Annotated in this window: 22 protein-coding genes and 1 tRNA gene; 9 read left to right on the forward strand and 14 right to left on the reverse strand. The window is 54.3% G+C overall.

What is annotated here, in order from left to right; genetic code table 11:
- Position 1 precedes the first annotated feature (1 nt).
- The 4 genes from ACRQV7_RS01420 to ACRQV7_RS01435 form a co-directional block, all read right to left on the reverse strand.
- Positions 2-412 (reverse strand): hypothetical protein, encoded by a 411-nt coding sequence (locus ACRQV7_RS01420; RefSeq protein ID WP_444659138.1) that lies wholly within the window; start codon positions 410-412, stop codon positions 2-4.
- Positions 413-429: 17 nt separating this feature from the next.
- Positions 430-759: a DUF6050 family protein gene (locus ACRQV7_RS01425; RefSeq protein WP_444659139.1), complete on the reverse strand. Its 330-nt coding sequence runs from the start codon at positions 757-759 to the stop codon at positions 430-432.
- Between the two features lie 10 nt (positions 760-769).
- Positions 770-1279, reverse strand: coding sequence for an ImmA/IrrE family metallo-endopeptidase (locus ACRQV7_RS01430; protein ID WP_444659140.1), 510 nt, complete (start codon positions 1277-1279; stop codon positions 770-772).
- A 63-nt stretch (positions 1280-1342) separates the two neighbouring features.
- The gene (locus tag ACRQV7_RS01435) at positions 1343-1771 is read right to left on the reverse strand and encodes a helix-turn-helix transcriptional regulator (protein ID WP_444659141.1); all 429 of its coding nucleotides are present in this window, start codon (positions 1769-1771) and stop codon (positions 1343-1345) included.
- A 220-nt stretch (positions 1772-1991) separates the two neighbouring features.
- Here ACRQV7_RS01435 and ACRQV7_RS01440 point away from each other — a divergent pair, with 220 nt between their 5' ends.
- The 5 genes from ACRQV7_RS01440 to ACRQV7_RS01460 all read left to right on the forward strand — a co-directional run bounded on the left by ACRQV7_RS01440 (position 1992) and on the right by ACRQV7_RS01460 (position 5963).
- On the forward strand, positions 1992-2240 hold the full coding sequence (locus ACRQV7_RS01440) for a hypothetical protein (RefSeq protein WP_444659142.1): 249 nt from the start codon (positions 1992-1994) through the stop codon (positions 2238-2240).
- A gap of 4 nt (positions 2241-2244) precedes the next feature.
- Positions 2245-2985: an ImmA/IrrE family metallo-endopeptidase gene (locus ACRQV7_RS01445; protein ID WP_444659143.1), complete on the forward strand. Its 741-nt coding sequence runs from the start codon at positions 2245-2247 to the stop codon at positions 2983-2985.
- A 514-nt stretch (positions 2986-3499) separates the two neighbouring features.
- Positions 3500-3979: a sigma-70 region 4 domain-containing protein gene (locus tag ACRQV7_RS01450; RefSeq protein WP_277854802.1), complete on the forward strand. Its 480-nt coding sequence runs from the start codon at positions 3500-3502 to the stop codon at positions 3977-3979.
- Positions 3980-4438: 459 nt separating this feature from the next.
- Complete coding sequence (locus ACRQV7_RS01455; protein ID WP_444659144.1) at positions 4439-4684, forward strand: helix-turn-helix domain-containing protein; 246 nt, start codon at positions 4439-4441, stop codon at positions 4682-4684.
- Positions 4685-4808: 124 nt separating this feature from the next.
- Positions 4809-5963 carry a tyrosine-type recombinase/integrase gene (locus ACRQV7_RS01460; protein WP_444659145.1) on the forward strand — a complete coding sequence of 385 codons (1155 nt, stop codon included), beginning with the start codon at positions 4809-4811 and terminating at the stop codon, positions 5961-5963.
- Between the two features lie 105 nt (positions 5964-6068).
- On the opposite strand, the gene ACRQV7_RS01465 is transcribed toward ACRQV7_RS01460, so the two are convergent.
- A tRNA-Ser gene (locus ACRQV7_RS01465) sits at positions 6069-6157 on the reverse strand.
- 561 nt (positions 6158-6718) lie between these two features.
- Between ACRQV7_RS01465 and ACRQV7_RS01470 the strand changes: the two genes are divergently transcribed.
- Together ACRQV7_RS01470 and ACRQV7_RS01475 are read left to right on the forward strand one after the other, a co-directional pair.
- The gene (locus ACRQV7_RS01470; protein WP_275714745.1) at positions 6719-7165 is read left to right on the forward strand and encodes a cell wall hydrolase; all 447 of its coding nucleotides are present in this window, start codon (positions 6719-6721) and stop codon (positions 7163-7165) included.
- 18 nt (positions 7166-7183) lie between these two features.
- Positions 7184-7813, forward strand: coding sequence for a hypothetical protein (locus ACRQV7_RS01475; RefSeq protein WP_444659146.1), 630 nt, complete (start codon positions 7184-7186; stop codon positions 7811-7813).
- Between the two features lie 78 nt (positions 7814-7891).
- Here the strand turns inward: ACRQV7_RS01475 and ACRQV7_RS01480 are convergent, their stop codons facing one another.
- On the reverse strand, positions 7892-8713 hold the full coding sequence (locus tag ACRQV7_RS01480; protein WP_444659147.1) for a hypothetical protein: 822 nt from the start codon (positions 8711-8713) through the stop codon (positions 7892-7894).
- Between the two features lie 254 nt (positions 8714-8967).
- Here ACRQV7_RS01480 and ACRQV7_RS01485 point away from each other — a divergent pair, with 254 nt between their 5' ends.
- Both ACRQV7_RS01485 and ACRQV7_RS01490 read left to right on the forward strand, forming a co-directional pair.
- On the forward strand, positions 8968-10218 hold the full coding sequence (locus tag ACRQV7_RS01485; RefSeq protein WP_444659148.1) for an ATP-binding protein: 1251 nt from the start codon (positions 8968-8970) through the stop codon (positions 10216-10218).
- 20 nt (positions 10219-10238) lie between these two features.
- Positions 10239-11492, forward strand: coding sequence for a peptidoglycan-binding protein (locus tag ACRQV7_RS01490; protein ID WP_444659149.1), 1254 nt, complete (start codon positions 10239-10241; stop codon positions 11490-11492).
- A 247-nt stretch (positions 11493-11739) separates the two neighbouring features.
- Here the strand turns inward: ACRQV7_RS01490 and ACRQV7_RS01495 are convergent, their stop codons facing one another.
- The 8 genes from ACRQV7_RS01495 to ACRQV7_RS01530 form a co-directional block, all read right to left on the reverse strand.
- Complete coding sequence (locus ACRQV7_RS01495) at positions 11740-12555, reverse strand: C40 family peptidase (RefSeq protein ID WP_444659150.1); 816 nt, start codon at positions 12553-12555, stop codon at positions 11740-11742.
- Position 12556: 1 nt separating this feature from the next.
- Entirely contained in the window at positions 12557-13357 is an 801-nt protein-coding gene (locus tag ACRQV7_RS01500) for a serine hydrolase (RefSeq protein WP_444659151.1), read from the reverse strand.
- 1 nt (position 13358) lies between these two features.
- Positions 13359-14276 (reverse strand): S66 peptidase family protein, encoded by a 918-nt coding sequence (locus tag ACRQV7_RS01505; RefSeq protein WP_444659152.1) that lies wholly within the window; start codon positions 14274-14276, stop codon positions 13359-13361.
- A 1-nt stretch (position 14277) separates the two neighbouring features.
- A complete protein-coding gene (locus ACRQV7_RS01510) occupies positions 14278-15216 on the reverse strand; it encodes an ATP-binding cassette domain-containing protein (RefSeq protein WP_444659153.1) in 939 nt (312 codons plus the stop codon).
- A complete protein-coding gene (locus ACRQV7_RS01515; protein WP_444659154.1) occupies positions 15209-16249 on the reverse strand; it encodes an ABC transporter ATP-binding protein in 1041 nt (346 codons plus the stop codon). Before ACRQV7_RS01515 ends, ACRQV7_RS01510 begins: the two co-directional genes overlap by 8 nt.
- 12 nt (positions 16250-16261) lie before the next feature.
- Entirely contained in the window at positions 16262-17257 is a 996-nt protein-coding gene (locus ACRQV7_RS01520) for an ABC transporter permease (RefSeq protein ID WP_444659155.1), read from the reverse strand.
- Positions 17257-18198, reverse strand: coding sequence for an ABC transporter permease (locus tag ACRQV7_RS01525; RefSeq protein ID WP_444659156.1), 942 nt, complete (start codon positions 18196-18198; stop codon positions 17257-17259). Before ACRQV7_RS01525 ends, ACRQV7_RS01520 begins: the two co-directional genes overlap by 1 nt.
- A 142-nt stretch (positions 18199-18340) precedes the next feature.
- Positions 18341-20197 carry a peptide ABC transporter substrate-binding protein gene (locus ACRQV7_RS01530; protein ID WP_444659157.1) on the reverse strand — a complete coding sequence of 619 codons (1857 nt, stop codon included), beginning with the start codon at positions 20195-20197 and terminating at the stop codon, positions 18341-18343.
- Positions 20198-20303 lie beyond the last annotated feature (106 nt).

Raw genomic sequence — 20303 nt, forward strand, 5'->3', positions numbered from 1 at the left:
ATCAGGTATTCGTCTGCGCCAGCGCAGCCAGTCTCCTTTGCCGTCTCCGGTCTGCTCTGTCTTCGCGCCTCAGCCGTTCCATCTCGGCAGCAGATTCTATTGCCTCGGCTTGCCGAAACATTTCAAAGTATTGCTCTAAGTCCGGATACTGCTCTGCACTTGCATCTTTAACTCTGAATCCGAGCGTATCGAGTCTCCTGATGAAGCGTTCAAATTTTCTCAGACTGTGCCGGGGAAGATTGAAATAAAACCAGCCGTCCTTCTCAAGAAGCTGCCCCACCGTGGAGAAGCCGAGACTGCGAAGATAGTTATAATCGTTCACACGAAAACCAAGGTCTTCAATGCCACTCGTTTTGTCTATGTGGTCGCTGTCAAAATGAAACTCTTCATCATAGGGAAAGAATAAAAACATAAGTAATCCTCCACCAATTATGCCGTGGCAAACCGGTAAATGGACAACGGAATATACCAAACAGCAACAGCCAGTCTCCAAATCAGAATCACGCCGCCGATCAGCCCGCCGAGAATGACGTTCAACGCTACGATTCCAACCGTTCCGGCAATGTCAAACCCTATCGGGATTAGTGTAAACATCTTTCCGATGCCAAACGGAACGCCGCAAGCCAGCCAGATCAGGAAGTAGTCTCTTGCTCCGTTCTCGGTAAATATCCGGCTGAAAATGGAGAACAGCAGCAGCGCGATCACTATGGGAAGAACAGCCTTTTTCAAAAAGTCTGTCATTATCTCTCTTCTGATCATCGGCACTCCTTTATTTCAAAAAATCACTGCGATGTTCAATCGGTCTGAGGTCGTATCCCATTTCTGCAAGGTGAGCAATTTTCAGAGCAACCAAGTTAATGTCTGTGTGCATCTGCCTCGCTATCTGTTCGGCAGAGTAATGGTAGGTGTATATGTAATCCAGCATCTCATCGTTATCCAAAAGGATCTCTGCCGCAACGATGTTTGCTTCGTATTCCGGCTTCGTTGTCATATCGTAGAGCATGAATTCACGGATTGCGCTGCCTTTTGCCAGATTGCGGTGCAACTGGTCATGTCCAAGCTCATGAGCGCAAACAATTCGCATCATTCTGTCGCTCATGTCCTTATTCAGAAGTATAAAGCGATTTCGTTTGATGACACGGTACATACCTTTCAAGCGTCCGAAGTCTTCACAGAAGAGGACTTCAACGCCGAGCTCGTCTGCAATCCGAAACGGATCTCGCGTCTCGCATCTCTTCACGAGAGAGCTGCCGACTTTTGATAAATAATTAGAACTCATCGCCCAACCACCTTTCACGTTTCATATATCAGTGTAGCAGATGGGGTGTCCCAGAAAACGGACTTATTGTTTTTCGCCTTTTTCTTCCTCTCTGCGGTATTTCTTTGGCGTGTACTTCTTGTTCTTTTCTTTTGCAATCCAGTACGCATCATTCAGAGCTTTCATAGCTCCGTCCAGCGACTCGTCATCAAGATGACCGCCGGCAAACATGCCGGTCACTTCACCGACTAGCTCATCAATATCCTTCGCCGCTTTTGAGCCGCCCTTCTCTTGGGCATCAAGCACAAGCATCCCGGACTGACCGAACAGATATTCCGCTGTTGTATTGAGCGCAGCGGCAAGCTGTTCAACAATCGCATACTTCGTTGGCTTTCGAGTGCCAAGCTCATAATTCTGGATCGTTCTTGCAGTAACGGAGATTTTTTCAGCAAGTTGAACCTGAGTGAGATTTGCCTCCACTCTTTTTTCTTTCAGCTTCTCCTTGAATCCCATAAGACACCTCTCCTAATTTTTTATCTGTGAACACGAACAGAAATTTCGCATTACCTGTTGACGCGAACAAACTGTTCAATTACAATGAGCCTACACGAATGAAATGTTCGTATTTATGCTACCACACGAACAGGATGTGTGTCAATAGGACATGAAAGAAATGTTCGCATTTAGTGAAACTTTTTTATGAACGAACTGAGCAAAAGATAGGAGGATAACTATGCAGCCGCAGTGCAGGAAGGTTTATGTTTCCGTCAACATTGATGTAGACAAGGACGGAGGCATACAACCGCGCATGATCCGTTGGGAAGATGGCCATATCTATGAGATCGACCGGCTTAAACACAAATGCCAAGCCTCATCTCTCAAAGTTGGCGGTTATGGCATCCGATATACTGTCTCAATCTGCGGAAAGGAAACTTTTCTGTACGATGAAGACGGCAAATGGTTCGTAGAAGCAAGGAGGTAATCCCATGTATTTATTGCGCACCCAGATTGAAGAAATTGCAGTCGCCGTCATGAAGGACTTTAACGACTTCTTTTTCAATGAGCAAACCGGAAGGAAGAAGGGCGACCTTCAAGGCACACCGATTGATCAGTTCGCAAAGGACTATCTCGGTCTGAGCGTTTCCTTTGCGCATCTGTCATCAGATGGGAATCTATGCGGTTTGACCGCATACGCAGATACCGAGTTTGTGCTTGAAGAAAACGGGCAGAGCAAAACAATTTTTCTCAAGCAGAATCAAGTGATTTTGGATATGAGCTTTATAACACCGGGACAAGTCCGAAATCTCTGCGGAAAGCGGAGATTCACACTTGCCCACGAATGCGCTCACCAAATTCTTTATCAGATGCAGTCTGAGGACGGAAAAACCTCATGCCGGAAAAAGTATGCTGCTCATACAGCATATTCCCTCCGTGACTTGAAGACAAAAGAGGATTGGAATGAGTGGCAGGCAAATGTATTAGGCGCAGCCATTCTCATGCCGCAGGAACAGATCGACCTGGCTATGTGGTATTTCGCCGCAAGCAATAAGCTCAAGAATTACGGAGGATATTTCAATTACAAGGATCATTCGGTCCTGAAGATGATTTGCCAAGCCTTTGGGGTATCAAAGAGTGCTGCCATCATCCGGCTCAAGGAGCTGGACTATATGGAGGAATATGCTTATTCGGATTTCCGCGATCCGTTGGAGGTGTGGAATGAAGAGTAAAGTAAGAGTATCTGAGCCATCCCCGGAAGTTCAGTTCAAAATCCGAAAGGCAAGAACAGCCATTGCCAGCCAGAAACGGCGAATGGTTGAATGCCCGTATTGCCATCACAATGCAATCGTCGTATTTGAGGACACGCGAGGTCATGTTCAGGCAAAGTGCAAAGCCTGTGGACGTGAGACTGTTTTTGATGTTCTCAGCATGAGGCGTCTGCTGCGCTTCCTTTGCAAGAGGTAGAGAAAATAACAATTTAATAATTCATAGCTGTGCTGTGGAGCCGCTGACTGGCGAGTCTTCCTAATGCCGCATGACAGAGTTTTCTTCAAGGATTCTCTGTTCTATCGGTATGGGAAGTTCAACTCACCGTCATGCGGCTCTATTTTTCTCGCCTTTCCACTGCTCTGGGTCAGCGGAAAGGATGAGAAATGTACCAATGGGAGCCGTATTCGGCTAAGTACCCGTAGTCTCCGATTTTTGATTTTCCCCAATTTCAAAAATCAAAAAGGAGACTGCAAAATGAAAACACCGAAAGAATTCGACTATGACCTTTGGATCGATAGAAATGACGGGCAGTGCTATGTCCGAGTGAAGAACACCGGTGAAGTGAGCGCCGTTAATGCCGACACCTTCCGCTTCCTTCGGCGGGAGGAAAAAAGGCTCCGTCGTGACATTACTCCCGATAAGCCGGGAGAAACACCTTCGGTGAGAAATGAAATACTGCATCCTCTTTCTCTGGACTATGCCATCGAAGGAGCGTATGGAGACATTGCCCCTGCGTGGGCGATGGACCGTGACAACAGCTCGGAGGACGCTCTGTTCAATCTGCTTGAAGAAGAGCTGATAAGATCACTCACCGCAAGGGAAGCGGATGTATACAAGCATTGCATTGTAGACGGAATGAAATATCTGACTTATGCGAAGGAAACCGGAATTGATGTTGCAAACGTCACCCGGACCATAGGACGCATCAGAAAGCGAGCAAAAAAACTTTTCTGATTTTTTGCAGAGCATGTCAAAAAAACGCCTTGAGATGTCCGTAGTAAGGTGAGAGGACAGTAATCCTTCTCATGTTCCTTGAAAACTGAATAGTCAGTGCTGCGGATCTTTCCGCTTCTGCGTAGCAACACAGTTTCCGACGCCAAGACCTCCGTTTGGAGCGAGCGATCACCGGAGAGCTATAACAGTCATGTGGTGTGGCTGCTTGCGACGATGTAGAAGTTGGGTACAATGATACTTCCGTCTGTCCTTGAGACAGGCGGCTCGGAGCGTTCCTCGGAGGGGTGAGATTCCCATGATGCCGGTTGACCGTCGGCAGTCCGCAGCACTCCCTATTCAGCAGGGGACGAGATAAATATGCTGGAAAATTTATCAATGAAAACTATGCGCAGCAGTCCGACAAAGACTGCTGCGCATCCTTTTGCTGATAAGCAAAAAATCACGAAGGAGGTGAGACGGGTGAATACAACTACGATCACACAGAGGGACGCATACAAATTGATGCTCAAGGAATACCCGGACGTCATGAACATTGAACAGATGTGTGAAATCCTCGGCATCAGCACAAAAACAGGTTATCGCATCCTCAGAGAAGGAAAAGTCTGCTGCCTCAAGGTCGGCAGAGCCTATCGTATTCCGAAGGCTCACCTTTTCACTTACCTGTCCATTGGATGTGTAGAGCTGCAAGAAGTGGCAAACGCATAAGTTTTGGACTCGGAAAGTTTACAAAAAAGAATTGCACAGAGGTCCTCCAATTCGAACCCGGTTCTGGTATAATAGGTTCCCAGTTGACGGTAGGTGTCTCTGCTGCGAAGAAGGATGTATTTTTATGGTAGCAGGGCATCTTCGTGAGAAGAATGGCTATTTTTATGCTGTACTAAACTATAATGATTCTCTTGGGAATCGAAAGACCAAATGGATGTCAACCGGCTTAACTGTGAAGGGCAACAAGAAACGGGCTGAGGCAATTCTTGCTGAGAAACGCCGTACCTTTCAGCCGGATGAGCCGGTGACAAGCGAAATCCTTTTTGCAGACTTTATGGAGCAATGGCTTCGTGTCGTGAAAAGCTCCATTGCAGTTCCGACATACGCTTCTTATACCAACATGGTGAAGCGTGTTATCTCTCCTTATTTCCGCGAAAAGAAGACAACCCTTCAAGGTTTGACCGCGAAGGATATTCAGGACTTCTATCTGAAAGAGCTTGATCGAGTCAGTGCTTGTTCCGTCATCCACTACCACGCAAATATTCACAAGGCTTTGAAATATGCCGTGAAGATGGATTTGATCCCTGTCAATCCGGCAGACAAGGTGGAGAGACCTAAGAAAGAACACTTTGTCGGGAGCTTCTACGATGCAGATGAAATGAACGCTTTATTCGCTGCATCGAAAGGAACCAAGCTGGAAATCCCGATCTTGTTTGGGGCTTTTTACGGTCTTCGCAGAAGTGAGGCAATCGGATTGAAATGGGATGCCATTGACTTTGAGCATGACACACTGACCATCCGACATACCGTTACTTCATGCGATATTGACGGAAAGCTTACGCTGGTTGCCTCCGATACGACGAAGACAAAGTCCAGCATGAGAACGCTGCCGCTTGTTCCGTTTGTGAAAACGCGGTTGCTGGCACTCAAGGAAGAGCAGGCGGAAAACCGCAGACTTTGTGGGCGGTCCTACATCAGGGAATATCAGGAATATGTCTGTATCAACGAGATTGGCGATCTGATCAAGCCCCATTATGTTACAGAGAGCTTCCGCAAGCTGCTTCGGGCAAATGAGCTTCGAGAGATCAGATTTCACGATTTGAGACATAGCTGCGCCTCGCTCATGCTTGCAAACGGCGTTCCCATGAAGCAGATTCAGGACTGGCTCGGACACAGCGATTTCTCGACCACGGCAAACATCTATGCGCATCTCGATTACAATTCAAAGATTTCTTCGGCTGACGCAATGCTTAATGGCTTGGGACTTGCAGTGCAGTAGCCGTTCTCTCCAGAAAAATGGAGAGAACAGCGAAAAAGTCCGCTCAGAACACCATTCCGGCATAAAGAAAAAGCCAGCAACCCCGCATGGTTACTGGCTTTTCGATGGCGGAGCGGGTGGGATTCGAACCCACGGAACCTTGCGGTTCAACTGATTTCGAGTCAGTCCCGTTATGACCACTTCGATACCGCTCCGTATATTTCTCACATCAGCTCACCTCAGAAATTGGGGAGAACAGATGGGGAGAACGAGTAAAATATGAAATTGTAAAACCCCGAAAAACCCAGTCATATCAAGGCTTTCCGAGCAGAGGCTTACGAAAAACGGTTTTGATTTCGAGTGCGGCTCGTTACGACCACTTCGATACGCTTCCGTATTCAATTTTACCCCGTTTTTCAGGGTGGCACAGGCGTTAGAAACGTGTTAGAATGGAACCGCGGATTCCTGAGTTTTGCGGCTCGGAAACCTAGTAGACATGGACATCTGCGGAATTCGTTCACAGATTTGACCTCGCCCGTTTCGAGTGCGGCTCGTTACGACCACTTCGATACGCTTCCATATGAACGCTGATGATAAGAATTCCGGTGGCTACTGTAGAGCCACTTATACATTTTATCGATTCGGGACGTAAAAGTCAAGTGTTTTTCAAGTTTCATAAGACTGTAAAAAATTCCGGCACAGCATAGGATGTTGTGCCGGAAGAGCAGTAAAGAACATATTATGCCATTAGACAACTTCTAAAATCAGGTGATAATATGCCATTAACAACAAGAGAACTTTTAGCGAAACTAATCAAATGCGAAGCGGGCGGAGAAGGAGACAACGGGATGCGCGCAGTCGCCTCCGTGATTGTCAACCGCGCACAGGTCCCCAACGGGGAATTCGCCCGCGTAAGCAACGGCGGCGATATCCGCGCCATTATTGAACAGCAGGGCCAGTTTACCTGCATGAAAGAGGTAGTCGCCGGCGCTTACAATGCTCAGAACGTATGGAATATGGACCCTGAGGAAGTCCACTATGCAATAGCGGACTGGGCGATCGCGGGGAACATTTTTTCCGGTGTCGGAAACTCCCTCTTCTACTTCAACCCGTTTAATCCCCAATGCCCGCCTTACTTCCCGCCGGGAGGAGCCGGCGTGATTTTCAACAGAATTAATCAGCACTGTTACTATTCTCCTACCTCAGTATACGCGACTACATGATTCTAAGGAGGAATCAAAATGATGGACAATAACAATGCGGTTGGCGAATACAAAATGCCCCCATGCCAGGCCGCGCTTTATCCCACAGCGGAAACCATGAAAAATACGCCGTCTGTCATGGAAGGCGTTGCGAGCTACAATTATATGAATCCTATCCAACAGCAAAAACAGCCTGCGCAATCAACCCAGCAATTTCCCGCGGCTTCCCTTCCACAGACGGGGATGCAGCAGCCGCAGACGGGAATGCTGCAATCCGTGACAGGCACAGGGACCGGGCAGCAAACCGGTGCCGCTATGCCGCAGATGCCGTCGCCGCAATCGGACATAGGGATCATGCGGCAGTCCGGAAACGGGGTCCCTCAGACGGCGGGCGGCCAGGCGCCGACAACGTCGGCGACACAGGTTCAGACCGGGATGCCCCCGAGCGTGGTTACGCCGGACAGTCTGCAATATCTGAACGGTTTTTTAAGAACGCAGATCGGCCGGCCGGTACTCGTTACTTTTTTGGTGGGAACCAATACGCTGACGGATCGGACCGGTACCCTGCTGGGCGTCGGTATCAACTATATTCTGATCCGGGAGACCCGGACCGACGACATTCTTGCGTGCGATTTTTACAATATCAAGTTTATCAGGTTCTACTATTAATTCGGAAGTGTTTTGTCTCCCTTCACGGGCCCATGCAAGCCGCAGGGCCCGTAAAAGGGAGTGAAACCGGCGATTGCTCTAACCGGCGGCTTGCACCGTTCGGGCGGCCGAGGCGTCGGCGGGCAGCTCCACAGCGGGCGCCTTGCCGATGCCTTCGATATTTCCGCTGATCTCACATTTGGAGACAGTCACCGCGGTACCGCTTCCGTCTATATTCTGAAAAATCTTGTTGACCGCTTCGGTCGCGTCAAGCTCCACCCTCACAATCTGGCTGGAAGCCTCGTCGACATAGCAGTAGCCGTAAATGGGGGGCGCGCTGTCCAGCAGGGTCTGTACGACCGTCCGGGAGCCCTGGGACATGCCCGTGGCGGTGACGATATTTTCAATCGTACTTCTCAGTACTTCATTCTGGAAGGTCAATTCTATTTTATGTACTTTCTGCGAATCCAATACCGTTTCCCGTACATATTTTTGCCCGGAAACACTGCCGAGAAGCCGCAGGATATCGATTTGTTCCAGCGGGGTGGAGGCGACGCCCTGTGCGGAGGTCTTCTGCCAGCCGCTGCCTGCGTTTGAATAGAACCATACGCCGTCGCCGTCGGTGACGGTGTAGGACACGCTGCTGCCCGTTACACCCCCCAGAAGCGAGGTCTGGGTGGATTTCAGTGCGAACGGCTTCGCCCAGTAAACGCTGGTGCTGCCGGTTTGATAGGTGTACGGTTTGTTGTTCGCGGTGAATTCCAGTGTATTGTCAATGGCGGCGGTACAGTTCTGAATGGCGTTGGCATTGGTTTTCGCTTCGCGCATCAGCACGCCGGCGTCTGCTTTTGTGCCGCAGGCGGACAGCCCCAGCAAAAGCGCCGCTGCCAGAAGGAAGCTTACAAGTTTTGAAATCTTCATCCTTTACCTCTTTATTTCTCTTTCCCTACAGCATTTTCAGTTGATTTTACAACAAGATTGTGTTCCTCCCCCGCCTTCGGCGGGGGAGGAACACATTTTGTCTCGCAAACTGAAATAAAACTAATACATTATGAATATCATATCAAATTTTTACTGGAATCGCAACCCAATTGCATCCCATAACTTGACATAATACCCGCAACAAGGGTAAAATAACAGATATTAAGTTTATAAAGATTGAAAGGGAGTTTTGCATGAATGAGAGGAAGCTGGCCGCAGCGAAAATGGCGTCCCTTTCAATTTATAAGGGCATTCTGAACCGCACGGTCCCCAAAGCATTTTATCGGCTTCTCTGGTCGGCGGACCGGTCCGAGGAGGAATTTCTGAACGCCTGGGGAGATTTTTTCGCCGTGCTTTGCGAGCGCGGGTACAGCGAAAACTTTGCCGGGTGCATGACCGGCACGGCGCTATATGACGAAAACGCGTATTCCCTTGCCGCGGCGGCCGGAACAACCGGCTTTCCGCCGCCGCTGATGGACGCGGTGGAACGCGACCTGCAGATTATTCTGGATATTTCTTCGATCACCCCGGAGCAGCTTCTGAGCGGCTGCGGGTTTGAACAGGACATTTCCCCGCTGCGTCTGCCCGGGTGGAAAACCGGCGAACCGGTGAGCGCGCTTCAGGGGGACCTGAAGGACAGCATTCAAAAGATGACGGAGTATTACCGTGAAAACGGCTGCGGGATGTATGCCCGCTACCGCGCGTTTATCTGGCGGGATAAAAAAATCCAGCCGGTCGCGTATCCCGACAAAACCTCGCTTGCCGACCTGAAGGGGTACGAGCTGCAGCGCGGGCTGGCGACGGACAACACCCTTTCCTTTTTACAGGGGTTCCCCGCCAACAACTGCCTGCTGTACGGCGACCGAGGAACGGGAAAATCCTCCACGGTCAAGGCGCTGCTGAATGCATATTACACAAGGGGCCTGCGGATGATCGAAATGCCGAAGGAATCCCTGATGGATTTTCCGCTTCTGGTCGATCAGATCGCCGCGATCCCGATGAAATTCATTATTTTTATCGACGATCTCTCTTTTTCGAAGCAGAACGATACTTATGCCGCGCTGAAGGCGGTGCTGGAGGGCGGTCTGGCGGCAAGGCCGGAAAACACGCTCATCTACGCCACCTCCAACCGCCGCCATCTGGTGCGGGAGACCTTTTCCGACCGGGAGGGCGACGATATCCACCGCGGCGACACCATGCAGGAAAGCCTTTCGCTGGCGGACCGCTTCGGACTTTCCATCAGCTTTACCCTGCCGGACAGGGAGCGCTATCTGGAGATTATCCGGCTGCTGGCAAGACAGCGGCGGCTGGAAGCGCACATGAGCGAGCTGGAAAAAGGGGCGGAGCGCTGGGCCACCGCGCGCGGCGGGCGTTCCCCGCGCTGCGCCAGACAGTATATCGACGACGCGGAAGCGCGTATCAGGCGCGGACAGAAGATTTCATAAGAGACGGAAAGGAGCATACCATGCTGAAAAAAATAACGGCGGTATTTCTGTGCATCGCCATTGCCGCGGGGGCCCTTGCGGCCTGCGGGCCGAAAAACGATATCTCTTCCGGCGCCGGGACCAAGGATTTCCCGGTAACCATCGGGAACGTCACCATCAGTGAGGAACCGGCGGGGGTCGCGGTGCTTTCTCCGAACATTGCCGACGTGATTCTCGCGATCGGGTACGAAGCCCAGCTGAAGGCGAAGAGCGCGCAGTGTACCCAGAGCGACCTTTCCGTTTTGCCCGACGTGACTTTGGACGACGCGCAGAAAATCAAGGACCTCGGGGCGCGGCTGGTATTTACCGACGCCAAGCCCACCGACGAACAGCTGTCCGCGCTGAACAAAGAAGGGATCGCGGTGCTCGCCATCGCGAAAGCGACCGGCAGGGAAGATCTGGACAGGCTTTATTCCCAGGTCGGCGCGGCCATGAAGGGCGCGAAAACCGGTTATGAAAAGGGCAGGAAAATTTCTCAGGGGATTTTCCTTACCATTGACGATATCAGCCGCATTATCCCGCCCAGCGACACGCCGACCACCGTCGCGTATCTTTACGACACACAGGGCGGGGCCGTTACCGGCGACACTCTGGAGGGCAAGCTGATTGAATCCGCAGGGCTGGTCAACGCCGCTTCCGACGGCACGGGAAATCGGCTTTCCGTCGGCGCCCTGCTGCTGGCCGATCCGAAATACATATTCTGCCCGACCGGCTTAAAGGCAAAGCTGGCGGCGTCCGAGGAGTACAAAAAGCTCGGCGCGGTCAAGGAAGGCAGGGTTTACGAGATGGACCCGAACCGGATGCTCCTGCAGGGAAGGGGGATGATCGAGGCGGTCAGCTTTATGGCCGGAACCGTTTATCCGGAGCTTCTCGAAGGCACGGAGGCTTCCAGCGCACCGTCCGCTTCTTCCAGCCCGTCTTCCGGCACGGCATCCCAGGCCTCTGCCTCTACAGGCAATCAGGGCGGTTCCTCCTCCTCCGCTTCTTCCACGGCGGCGGGAAACACCAATCTTACGCTGAAAAAGGGTGATAAGGGCGAAGAGGTACTGAAGATGCAGAACCGGCTGAAAGAGCTCGGCTATATGTTTGTGACCCCGACCGGCGAGTTCGCGGAGGGCACCGAGCAGAGCGTGAAGGATTTCCAGCTGCTGAACGGGCTCGTGGTCACCGGCGTTGCCGACCCGGAGATGCTGAAGCTGCTGTATTCGGCCAACCCGGTCCCGCGTGAGGATTGATAGAATACGCAAAAGGCCCTGTCCATTCCATAGGAACGGTACAGGGCCTTTATTCACGAACAGGACGTTTCTTCATGAGCCTCCCTCCTTTGAGGGAGGTGGCGCGCTCGGCGCGTCGGAGGGAGTAACGACTCCTTCAGTCAGGCTTTGCCTGCCAGTTCCCTCAGAGAGGGAGCCGAAAAACGGAAATCAACTTGCTCTATAGTCTGGCCGTTCCGCTGTATTGTGCAGCGGGGCGGATATTTTTTCAGAAGATGCTGCCCGCGCAGAGCAGCTTTCCGGGCAGGTCGGCCCGGTAATCCGGGGCCTTGGGGTCAAGGCTGTTGATGACGACCCCGTGGCAGTTGTTGCCCGCGGTCGCGTGGATGTACCGGCTGTCGCCGAGGTACATGGCAACGTGCCCGGGGAAAAACAGCAGGTCGCCTTCTTTGATCTCCTGGAAGGGGATTTCGCGCATTGGAAATTCCGGCAGAATGTGCGCGTCGCGGCAGATCAGCACCCCGTTCATCAGATACGCCATGGAACACAGGCCGCTGCAGTCGATGCCGAGCGGCGTTTTCCCGCCCCAGCGGTACTGTGTGCCGAAATAGCCGAGCGCGGTGTTTACCAGCGCCTTTCGCAGAGCGGGCTCGTCTTTTTTATCCCATGACGTGATCTGTTCCCCGAGGAACGCGCCCCAGGTAAAGCCCTCCCGACCGTCGCAGAAGCGGACGCGCTGCCAGCCGTCTTCCGGCTGCCCCACGGGGCTCAGCAGGCCGCCGCGGGTCACCGAGCCAACCGGATGCCCCTGCACCTTCGGCTCGTCAAGCACGTCGGCGTAAGCCTGCAGGACCGTTTTTTTAGAGGCGGCGTCCCAGCCCCGGACAAAGCTTTCCCCAAAGCAAAGCGACGCCTCAATCACCCAGCCCTCGTAGCGGTAGTGCGTGCGCACGCGCGCCCATCCGTCCCGCCGTTCTAAAATTTCCACCGTCATGCCGCAGAGCGCCTCGTCGGTCAGCTCGCTGCTGCGGTCCGGCAGCTCCATGAGCGGCGCAATCGCCTCTTTTATCAGTGCGTATTCCATGTCATCCCTCTTTATAATAGTCGTAGACTTTGCGGGAAAGCCTGCCGATCAGCTTTTTGGACAGCGGGTTTTCTTTCGTGTCGTCCGTGGAGTCGGTGACAAAGCATCCGAAATAATATTCGTGGCCGGGCAGGGAAAAGATGCCTGTGTCGTGATTCAGATAATTCAGCCCGCCGGTTTTGTGCGCGGCGGAGAAGTCCCGGTCGGCGATGTACCGCAGCGCCATGCTGAAATCGCGCTGGCGTTCCAGAATCCCCAGCGCGCGGCGGCAAAGCTCCGGCGTCAGGATCGAAGCGCGGCGCAGGCTCTGAAACACGGTCAGCTGGTCCTGCGCGCTGGTATAATTGTTGTGGCCCTGTCTGATTGCCTCCCAGTCGAGCATTTTCCGTTCGAGAACGGTGGCTTTCAGCCCCAGCTTCCGGCAGCAGGCGTTTACGGCATCCATACCCAGGAATTCGATCAGCACGTTGGTGGCGGTGTTGTCACTGTTGATGATCATCCAGGTGAGAAGCTCTTCCAGCGGGTATTCCCGCACGCCCCGGTCGAACACCTCGGTGTCGTCCAGAATTTCTTCCCCGGGCAGGCGGAGCATCTGCCCGACGGACAGTTTTTCGCTTTGTACCATGTCCAGCGCCGTCAGGAGGATGGGCGTTTTGATGGTGCTGGCCGAAACCACCCGGTCTTTCTCATGAAAGGAGAGCAGCGTTTCGTCCTGATCGAAGTCGTATACCAGAAGCGAAACCTTCGCGTTGATGTCCTGAATTTCGTTTTCCGCGTAATCACGCAGTTCATCCCGTTTCATATCATCCCTCCAATACCGTGATTTTTCCGGAGATGGAATTCATTTCGATTTCCTTTCCCAGCGGCAGGCTCATGCTGGGAAGGCTGTGCCCGCAGGCCAGATCCATCAGGGCGGGCTTGTGCTCCGGCACGAGCAGTTCTTCAAAAACCTGCCGCAGCGTCAGCGATTTCTGCGGGTCCTCCGCCGCGCAGCCGGTGAAGGAGCCGAGAAGGATCCCGGCGCAGTCGCGGAATTTACCGGCCATTTTCAGGTGGTTCAGCATCCCGTCTATCCGGTACGGCTCTTCGCCCACGTCCTCAAGAAACAGGATTTTATCTTTGGTGTTGATTTCATAGCAGGTCCCGAGCGACGACGACACAAGCGACAGGTTGCCGCCGGTCAGGATTCCCCTTGCGCATCCGCCGACCAGCGTTTGGACCGGCATATTGTCTGGATTGCGCAGCTCGCCGGTTTTTCCGCCGAACAGCGCCTTTTTCAGGCTGCCCGCCGTGTACTCGTCCATGCCCCGGTACCATTCCGTGGCAGGCATGGGGGTGTGGTAGGTGACCATGCAGCACTGCTGGTTCAGTACGATGTGCAGGGAAGTGACGTCGCTGTAGCCGCAGAAGAATTTGGGATGCCTGCGGATGCTGTTCCAGTCGATCCGGTTCATCAGGCGCTGCGCGCCGTAGCCGCCGCGGATGCAGAGGATGCCGTCGATTTCCCTGTCCGCGAACGCCGCGTTGACGTCGTTGGCGCGAAGCAGGTCGTCCCCGGCCAGGTAGCCGTGCGCCCTGCGGCAGCTTTCAAAGATGACGGGCTTTAAGGAGAGCTCTTCCACCGCCCGGACCGCCGGGCCGAAGCGCTCCGGGGGTACCGGGCCGGCCGGGGCGATCAGCGCGACGCGCGCGCCCGGGAACAGTGGTTTCGGCGTAAACATGTTATCCCTCCAATATTTTCCGGTACTCTTGCAGCTCAGGCTCGTTTGCCAGTACAAAATGGCCGGGCTCAATTTCGCACCAAACCGGTTTGTCGACCGAGTAATCGTGCATTTCGGGGTCGTACACCAGAAGCTGCTTGTTCTTTTCCGCGGCCGGGTCGGGCAGCGGAATTGCGGAAAGCAGCGCGCGGGTGTAGGGGTGCAGCGGGCGGGCGAACAGCTGCTCCGTTTCGGCCAGCTCCACCAGCACGCCCTTGCGGATGACCGCAACGCGGTCGGAGATAAAGCGGACGACGGAAAGGTCGTGCGCGATAAACAGATAGGTCAGCCCGCGCTTTTTCTGCAGCTCGGCAAGCAGGTTCAGCACCTGCGCGCGGATAGAAACGTCGAGCGCGCTGACTGGTTCGTCGGCAATGATGAAATCCGGCTGCATGATCAGTGCGCGCGCAATGCCGATGCGCTGCCGCTGCCCGCCGGAAAATTCGTGCGGGAACCGGCTGGCGAATTCGGGCAGCAGGCCCACGTCGGCCAGCGCACGGTCGACCTCTTCCCGCCGCTCCTTTTCGCTCAGGTGCCTTCCGCAGTTGTAAAGGCCCTCCGAGACGATATAGTCCACCTTGGCGCGCTCGTTCAGGCTCGCCATCGGGTCCTGAAAAATCATCTGGATGCGGCGCGTCAGCTCGCGGTCGAGCTCCCGTGAAATCGGGCCGTTTGTTTTTTTGCCCTTATACAGGATTTCCCCGCCGGAGGTGGGGTTGATCCGGATGATCGAGCGGCCGATGGTCGTTTTTCCGGAACCGGATTCCCCGACCAGCCCGAAGGTTTCTCCTTCCTGAATCGAAAAGCTCACGCCGTCCACGGCGGTAAATTTCTGTTTTCTGGTGCCGAAAGTGACGGTAAGGTCCTTTACTTCCAGCAGCGGCGTTTTTTTCTCAGGCATGGCCGCTCACCTCCCGGTGCAGATTCCGGACGATTTCCGGCGGGTCCACCCTGGGCGCCCGCGGGTCCAGCAGCCAGGTGCGCGCCTTGTGGGTGGGGCTTACGTCAAAATACGGCGGACGCTTGACAAAGTCGATTTTCAGCGCGCGCGGGTTGCGCGGCGCGAACGCGTCGCCCTCGATGTGCGTGAACAGGTTCGGCGGGGCGCCCTTGATGGAGTACAGGTTTTCACCCTTGACGCCGAGCTGCGGCAGGGACGAGAGCAGCGCCCAGGTGTACGGGTGGCGGGGATTGTAGAACACTTCCTCGCATTTCCCGATTTCCACGATGTCGCCCGCGTACATGACCGCGATGCGGTCGGCCACGTTGGCAACCACGCCCAGGTCATGGGTAATATAAATCGTCGTCAGATCGTATTTATCCTTTAAATCCTTGAGCAGCTTCAGAATCTGCGCCTGAATGGTCACGTCCAGCGCGGTGGTCGGCTCGTCGCAGATCAGGATTTTCGGCTTGCACGCGACGGCGATGGCGATGACCACGCGCTGGCGCATGCCGCCGGAAAACTCATGGGGATACTGGTGCATCCGGTGTTTCGCGTCGGAAATGCCGACGTCCTCCAGAATGGAAACTGCCGCCGCTTTCGCTTCGGCCCCTTTCAGCCCCTGGTGCAGCTCGACCGCCTCGCAGACCTGGTAGCCGATGGTCTTGAGCGGGTTCAGGCTGGTCATCGGGTCCTGCAGCACCATGGCGATCTCTTTGCCGCGCACCGCGAGCCATTCCTTTTCGGTTTTCAGCTTGCTCAGATCCTTGCCGTCATAAAGGATTTCTCCGTTTGTAATCGTGCCGTTCGCGTCCAGAAGGCCCATAAAGGTTTTGACCAGGACGGACTTGCCGGAGCCGGATTCCCCGACGATCGCAAGGCTTTCCCTTTTATAAAGATCGAGCGATATTCCGCGGATTGCGTGAAGAATGCGCCCGCGAAGATTGAATTTTACTTCCAGGTCTTTTACGGAAAGAATGACTTCCTGTTCCATTCTTCAGCCTCCTTAAACATGGTTTTTCGGGTCGGACGCGTCCGCGAACGCATTGCCGATGATATAAAACGAAATCGTGACGACGGAAAGCGCGACCGCGGGGAAAAACAGCTGGTACCGCAGCGCGGGGGAGGTCATCAGCACGCGGCCCTCGTTGATGAGGTTGCCGAGCGACGGGATGCTGACCGGAAGCCCCAGCCCGATATAGGTGAGGAACACCTCGTTGCCGATGGCGGCGGGAATCGCCAGCGCCATGCGCAGCATAATGACGGAGACGAGATACGGCAGCAGGTTTTTCAGGATAATGCGGCGCGTCGGCGTGCCGAGGCAGCGGGAGGCCAGATTGTAGTCCCGGTCGCGGATGATCAGGATCTGGTTGCGGATAAACCGCGCCATGTCGAGCCACCCGGTCAGGCACATGGCGAACACCAGCGTCGGGATGCTGGGCCGCATAATGTAGGAGAACAAGATCAGGACGACGGTCTGGGGAATATTGTCCAGCACGTTGTAAATTTCGGTGAATAACCGGTCGAGCTTGCGGACGTAGCCCCAGAGAACGCCCATCAGGATGCCGAGCGCCGCCTCGCTGAGCGCGACGGCGAAGCCGATCAGCAGCGAGGTGCGCGTGCCGCTCCAGACGCGGCTCCACAGATCCTGACCGATGGAGTTGGTACCGAACCAGAACTCCCCGCCGGGCTGCAGGTTTCTCAGCTGCAAACCGTCTGCGCCGTTGAAAATTTCCGTCGCGGAGCGCTGGCCGGGGATCATCGGCTGGATAAAGGTGAACAGAAGGACGGCTCCTATTAAAATCAGCAGGGACAGAGCGACCCTGTTTTTCAGAAAAACCTGAAAGGTGGAGCGCCAGTAAGAGTAGTCCGAGTAACCGGAGCGCTCCGCGGCGGCCTCGTCAAAGCCCGCGAAGGTGAACAGCTCGTTGTCGCTCAGCTCTTTGAGGGAGCGGTTGATGCTGGTTTCCACAGCGGCGGATTTTCTGTGTCTCAGGGCCATTACCGTGCGCCTCCCTTTTTCACAAAGCTGATGCGCGGGTCCATCAGATTCATCAGGATATCTCCGAGCAGCAGGCCCGCAATGCCCACCGCGGAGTAGATCAGCACCAGCGCCTGCACCATGTTGTTGTCCTGGCGCTGGATGACGTTGACCAGCAGGCCGCCCATGCCGGGGACCGAATACAGCGATTCAATATAGATGGAACCGGCGATGGTGTACAGCAGGGAGGTGGGAAGATACTGCACCATCGGTACGAACGCGTTGCGGAACACGTGGTTCTTCATGATGGATTTGCTGTCCACGCCCTTCGCGCGCGCAAGCCGTATGTAATCCTTGTTCAGCTCGTCGACCATGTACCGCCTGAGCCACATGGCGTAATAGGCGATGTTGCCGAGCGACAGCGACACGGTCGGAAGGATCCAGCTGACCGGGTTCGCGGCGCTGAACAGGATCGGCAGGCCGAGCCAGTCGGTAAAGTAGAGCTGTACCAGAAGGTAGTAGACGGCGGCGGGTACGGCGGTGACGAATACGATGAACGCGGTGCCGAATTTATCCCAGAAGCCGCTTTTGCTGCGCGCCATGGCGGTGCCGAGCGGAAGGCCCAGCAAAAGGGCGATCGCCATGGAGGCGAGGCCCATATAGACGGATACCGGCGCTTTCGACGCGATGATCTCCATGACCGGCACGTTGGGGCGGTAGATCAGCGAATTGCCCAGGCTGCCGTGGAAAAGCCGGATGTAGAAGTTCTTGAGCTGAACCGGCAGCGGGTCGAGAAGCCCCATGCTCTGCAGGGCGGTGCGAATCTGGTTTTTATCCAGCTTGTCGAAATTCTGGAAGTACCCCTCGATCGGCATCAGCCTCATCAGGGAAAACACAATGGTGATGATGATAAACAGGGTGATCAGGGACTGTGCCAGCCGTTTGGCTGTGTATTTTAACATGGCAATGCTCCTTTGCGGCAGGATATGAGAATAGGCGTTCACCGGAATGCCCATTCTCATGTCCTATCGATCAAAAATAGGAATAATGGCTCCGCCGCGCTTCAACGGAGCCATTATTCTTTCGTTTATCCTTCAGGAATCCTTATTTCTTTGCTTTGGCAAGCGCGGCCGCGCGCTCTTCGTCCCATTTCTTTTCCGCGGCGTAGAATTCATCCATGCTCATGGGCTTTTCAAGCAGATGCTGCCCCTTGTAGCGAAGGATGGAAACGCCGAACGGAGCGTACTGGTAATCGAATTCGTTCCTCTTGGTGACCTGATATCCGTCGGTGTTCAGGCCGTAGGGAATGACGAACGCGTTGTTGATGAGGAAGGCTTCCGCCTTGGCAAACGCGTTGTAGCGCTTGTCGAGGTCGGTGGATTCCGCAATCGCGGCGTTATACAGGTTGGTGTAGGTCTTGTTGCCGTCGGCGTCGGTGTAGCCCTGCGCCTTTTCGGGCCAGTTGTAGTTGCCGCCGCCCTCGCCGTTCGCGTCGTTCGGCTGGAACGGGTCGGTAAAGGTCTGCGGGTCGGCGTAGTCGGGGCCGAAGTTGACCTTCATCAGCGCGTATTTTCCGGCGCGGCGCGTAGCGGAAAGGAACCCGGTCGACGGGCCGGCCTCGGGAATAATATCGATGTAATCCTTGCCGAGCAGGCCCTCGAGCTGCTGCTCGACCACCTGGCACTCCTTATCCCAGTTGGCGATGGTCGGATTGTACGGCATCAGAATCTTGACCGGCAGGGTCGCGCCCGCGGCCTTCAGCTCCGTTTTTGCCTTTTCGGCGTATTTTTTGGCTTCGTCCGCCTGGAAGGAATCGCGGGCGGTGATCGCTTTCAGGTCGCCGATTTCGGTGTAGTCCGTACCGTCCAGATCGACCAGGGCGGGCGGGGTGACCGTGTTCAGAAGCTGTTTATCCGGATTGTACGGTTCCGCGACGGCAAGCGCCTTGATGCGGTCAAGGCCGTAGAAGACGGATTTACGGAAATTCTCGTTGTTGACGGCTTTGGTCCAGTTGTCCGGCTCGTACTGCGCGTCGAACTTCGGGTTGAAGTTGAAGGCGTAGAAGTAGGAGTAGCACTGGCTGCGGCTCGGGCTGACCAGATTTTTGGTGGAATCGTCTTTCATCCACTCGTCGAGAATATCGGAGGAAATATAGGCCTGATCGATTTCCCCGCGCTTATACATCTCCGGCGCGAGGGTGTTCCTTTCCTTATTATAGGTTTCGGTAATGGTGCCGATGTAGACCTTGTCTTTATCCCAGTACTTGTCGTTCTTGGTATAGACGTGGGAGACCTGTGGCTCGTAGGTGGTCAGAAGATAAGCGCCGTTGTACAGAAGGCCGGTATTGTCGATCCCGAAATTGGCGCCCTTTTCCTTCAGGAAATCGCCGTTCGCCGGCAAAAAGCAGACGTAAACGAGCATGGAAAGGAAATACGAGGTCGGCTTTTTCAGCGTGTAAACCAGCGTGCTGTCGTCGGTAGCCTTGACGCCGACCTGCGAAAAGTCCGTAATCTTCTTATTATAGTAGTCCTCCGCGTTTTCGACCACGCTGTAGAAAATATTCGCGGTTTCCGATTTGTAGGTGTCCGTCAGAAGATACCGGGCGGCGTCTACGAAGTCCTGCGCCCTAACGTCGGCGACCTCTTTGCCGGTGCTGTCCACCCATTTTACGCCCTTGCGCAGGTGGAAGGTCCAGGTGAGCTGATCGTCGCTGGTTTCCCATGATTCCGCAAGGCCGGGCTGTACGACGCCGTATTTGTCGTACTCGATCAGGCCGTCCACACAGTTGGCCGCGACCGCCTGTTCGGTCTGGCTGCCGGAAATCAGATAATTCATGGTCGTGAATTCCTCGGAATAAAGCTTGCGGTAGTTTTCGGACGAGGCCCCGGCTTTCTGGCCGCATCCTGCCAGCGTGCCGAGCAGCATGGCCGCGCACAGCAGCATTGATAACAGCTTTTTCATCGTAATCCTCTTTTCTCTCTTCATGATGTACCCTGCAGCGTTTCCGGTTGATTCTGCAACAAGTTTGCGTTTCTCCCGCAAACGGAAATGGAATTGCTGCAGGCTG

It is taken from the genome of Caproiciproducens lactatisolvens (assembly GCF_052443335.1).
Lineage (GTDB): Bacteria > Bacillota > Clostridia > Oscillospirales > Acutalibacteraceae > Caproiciproducens.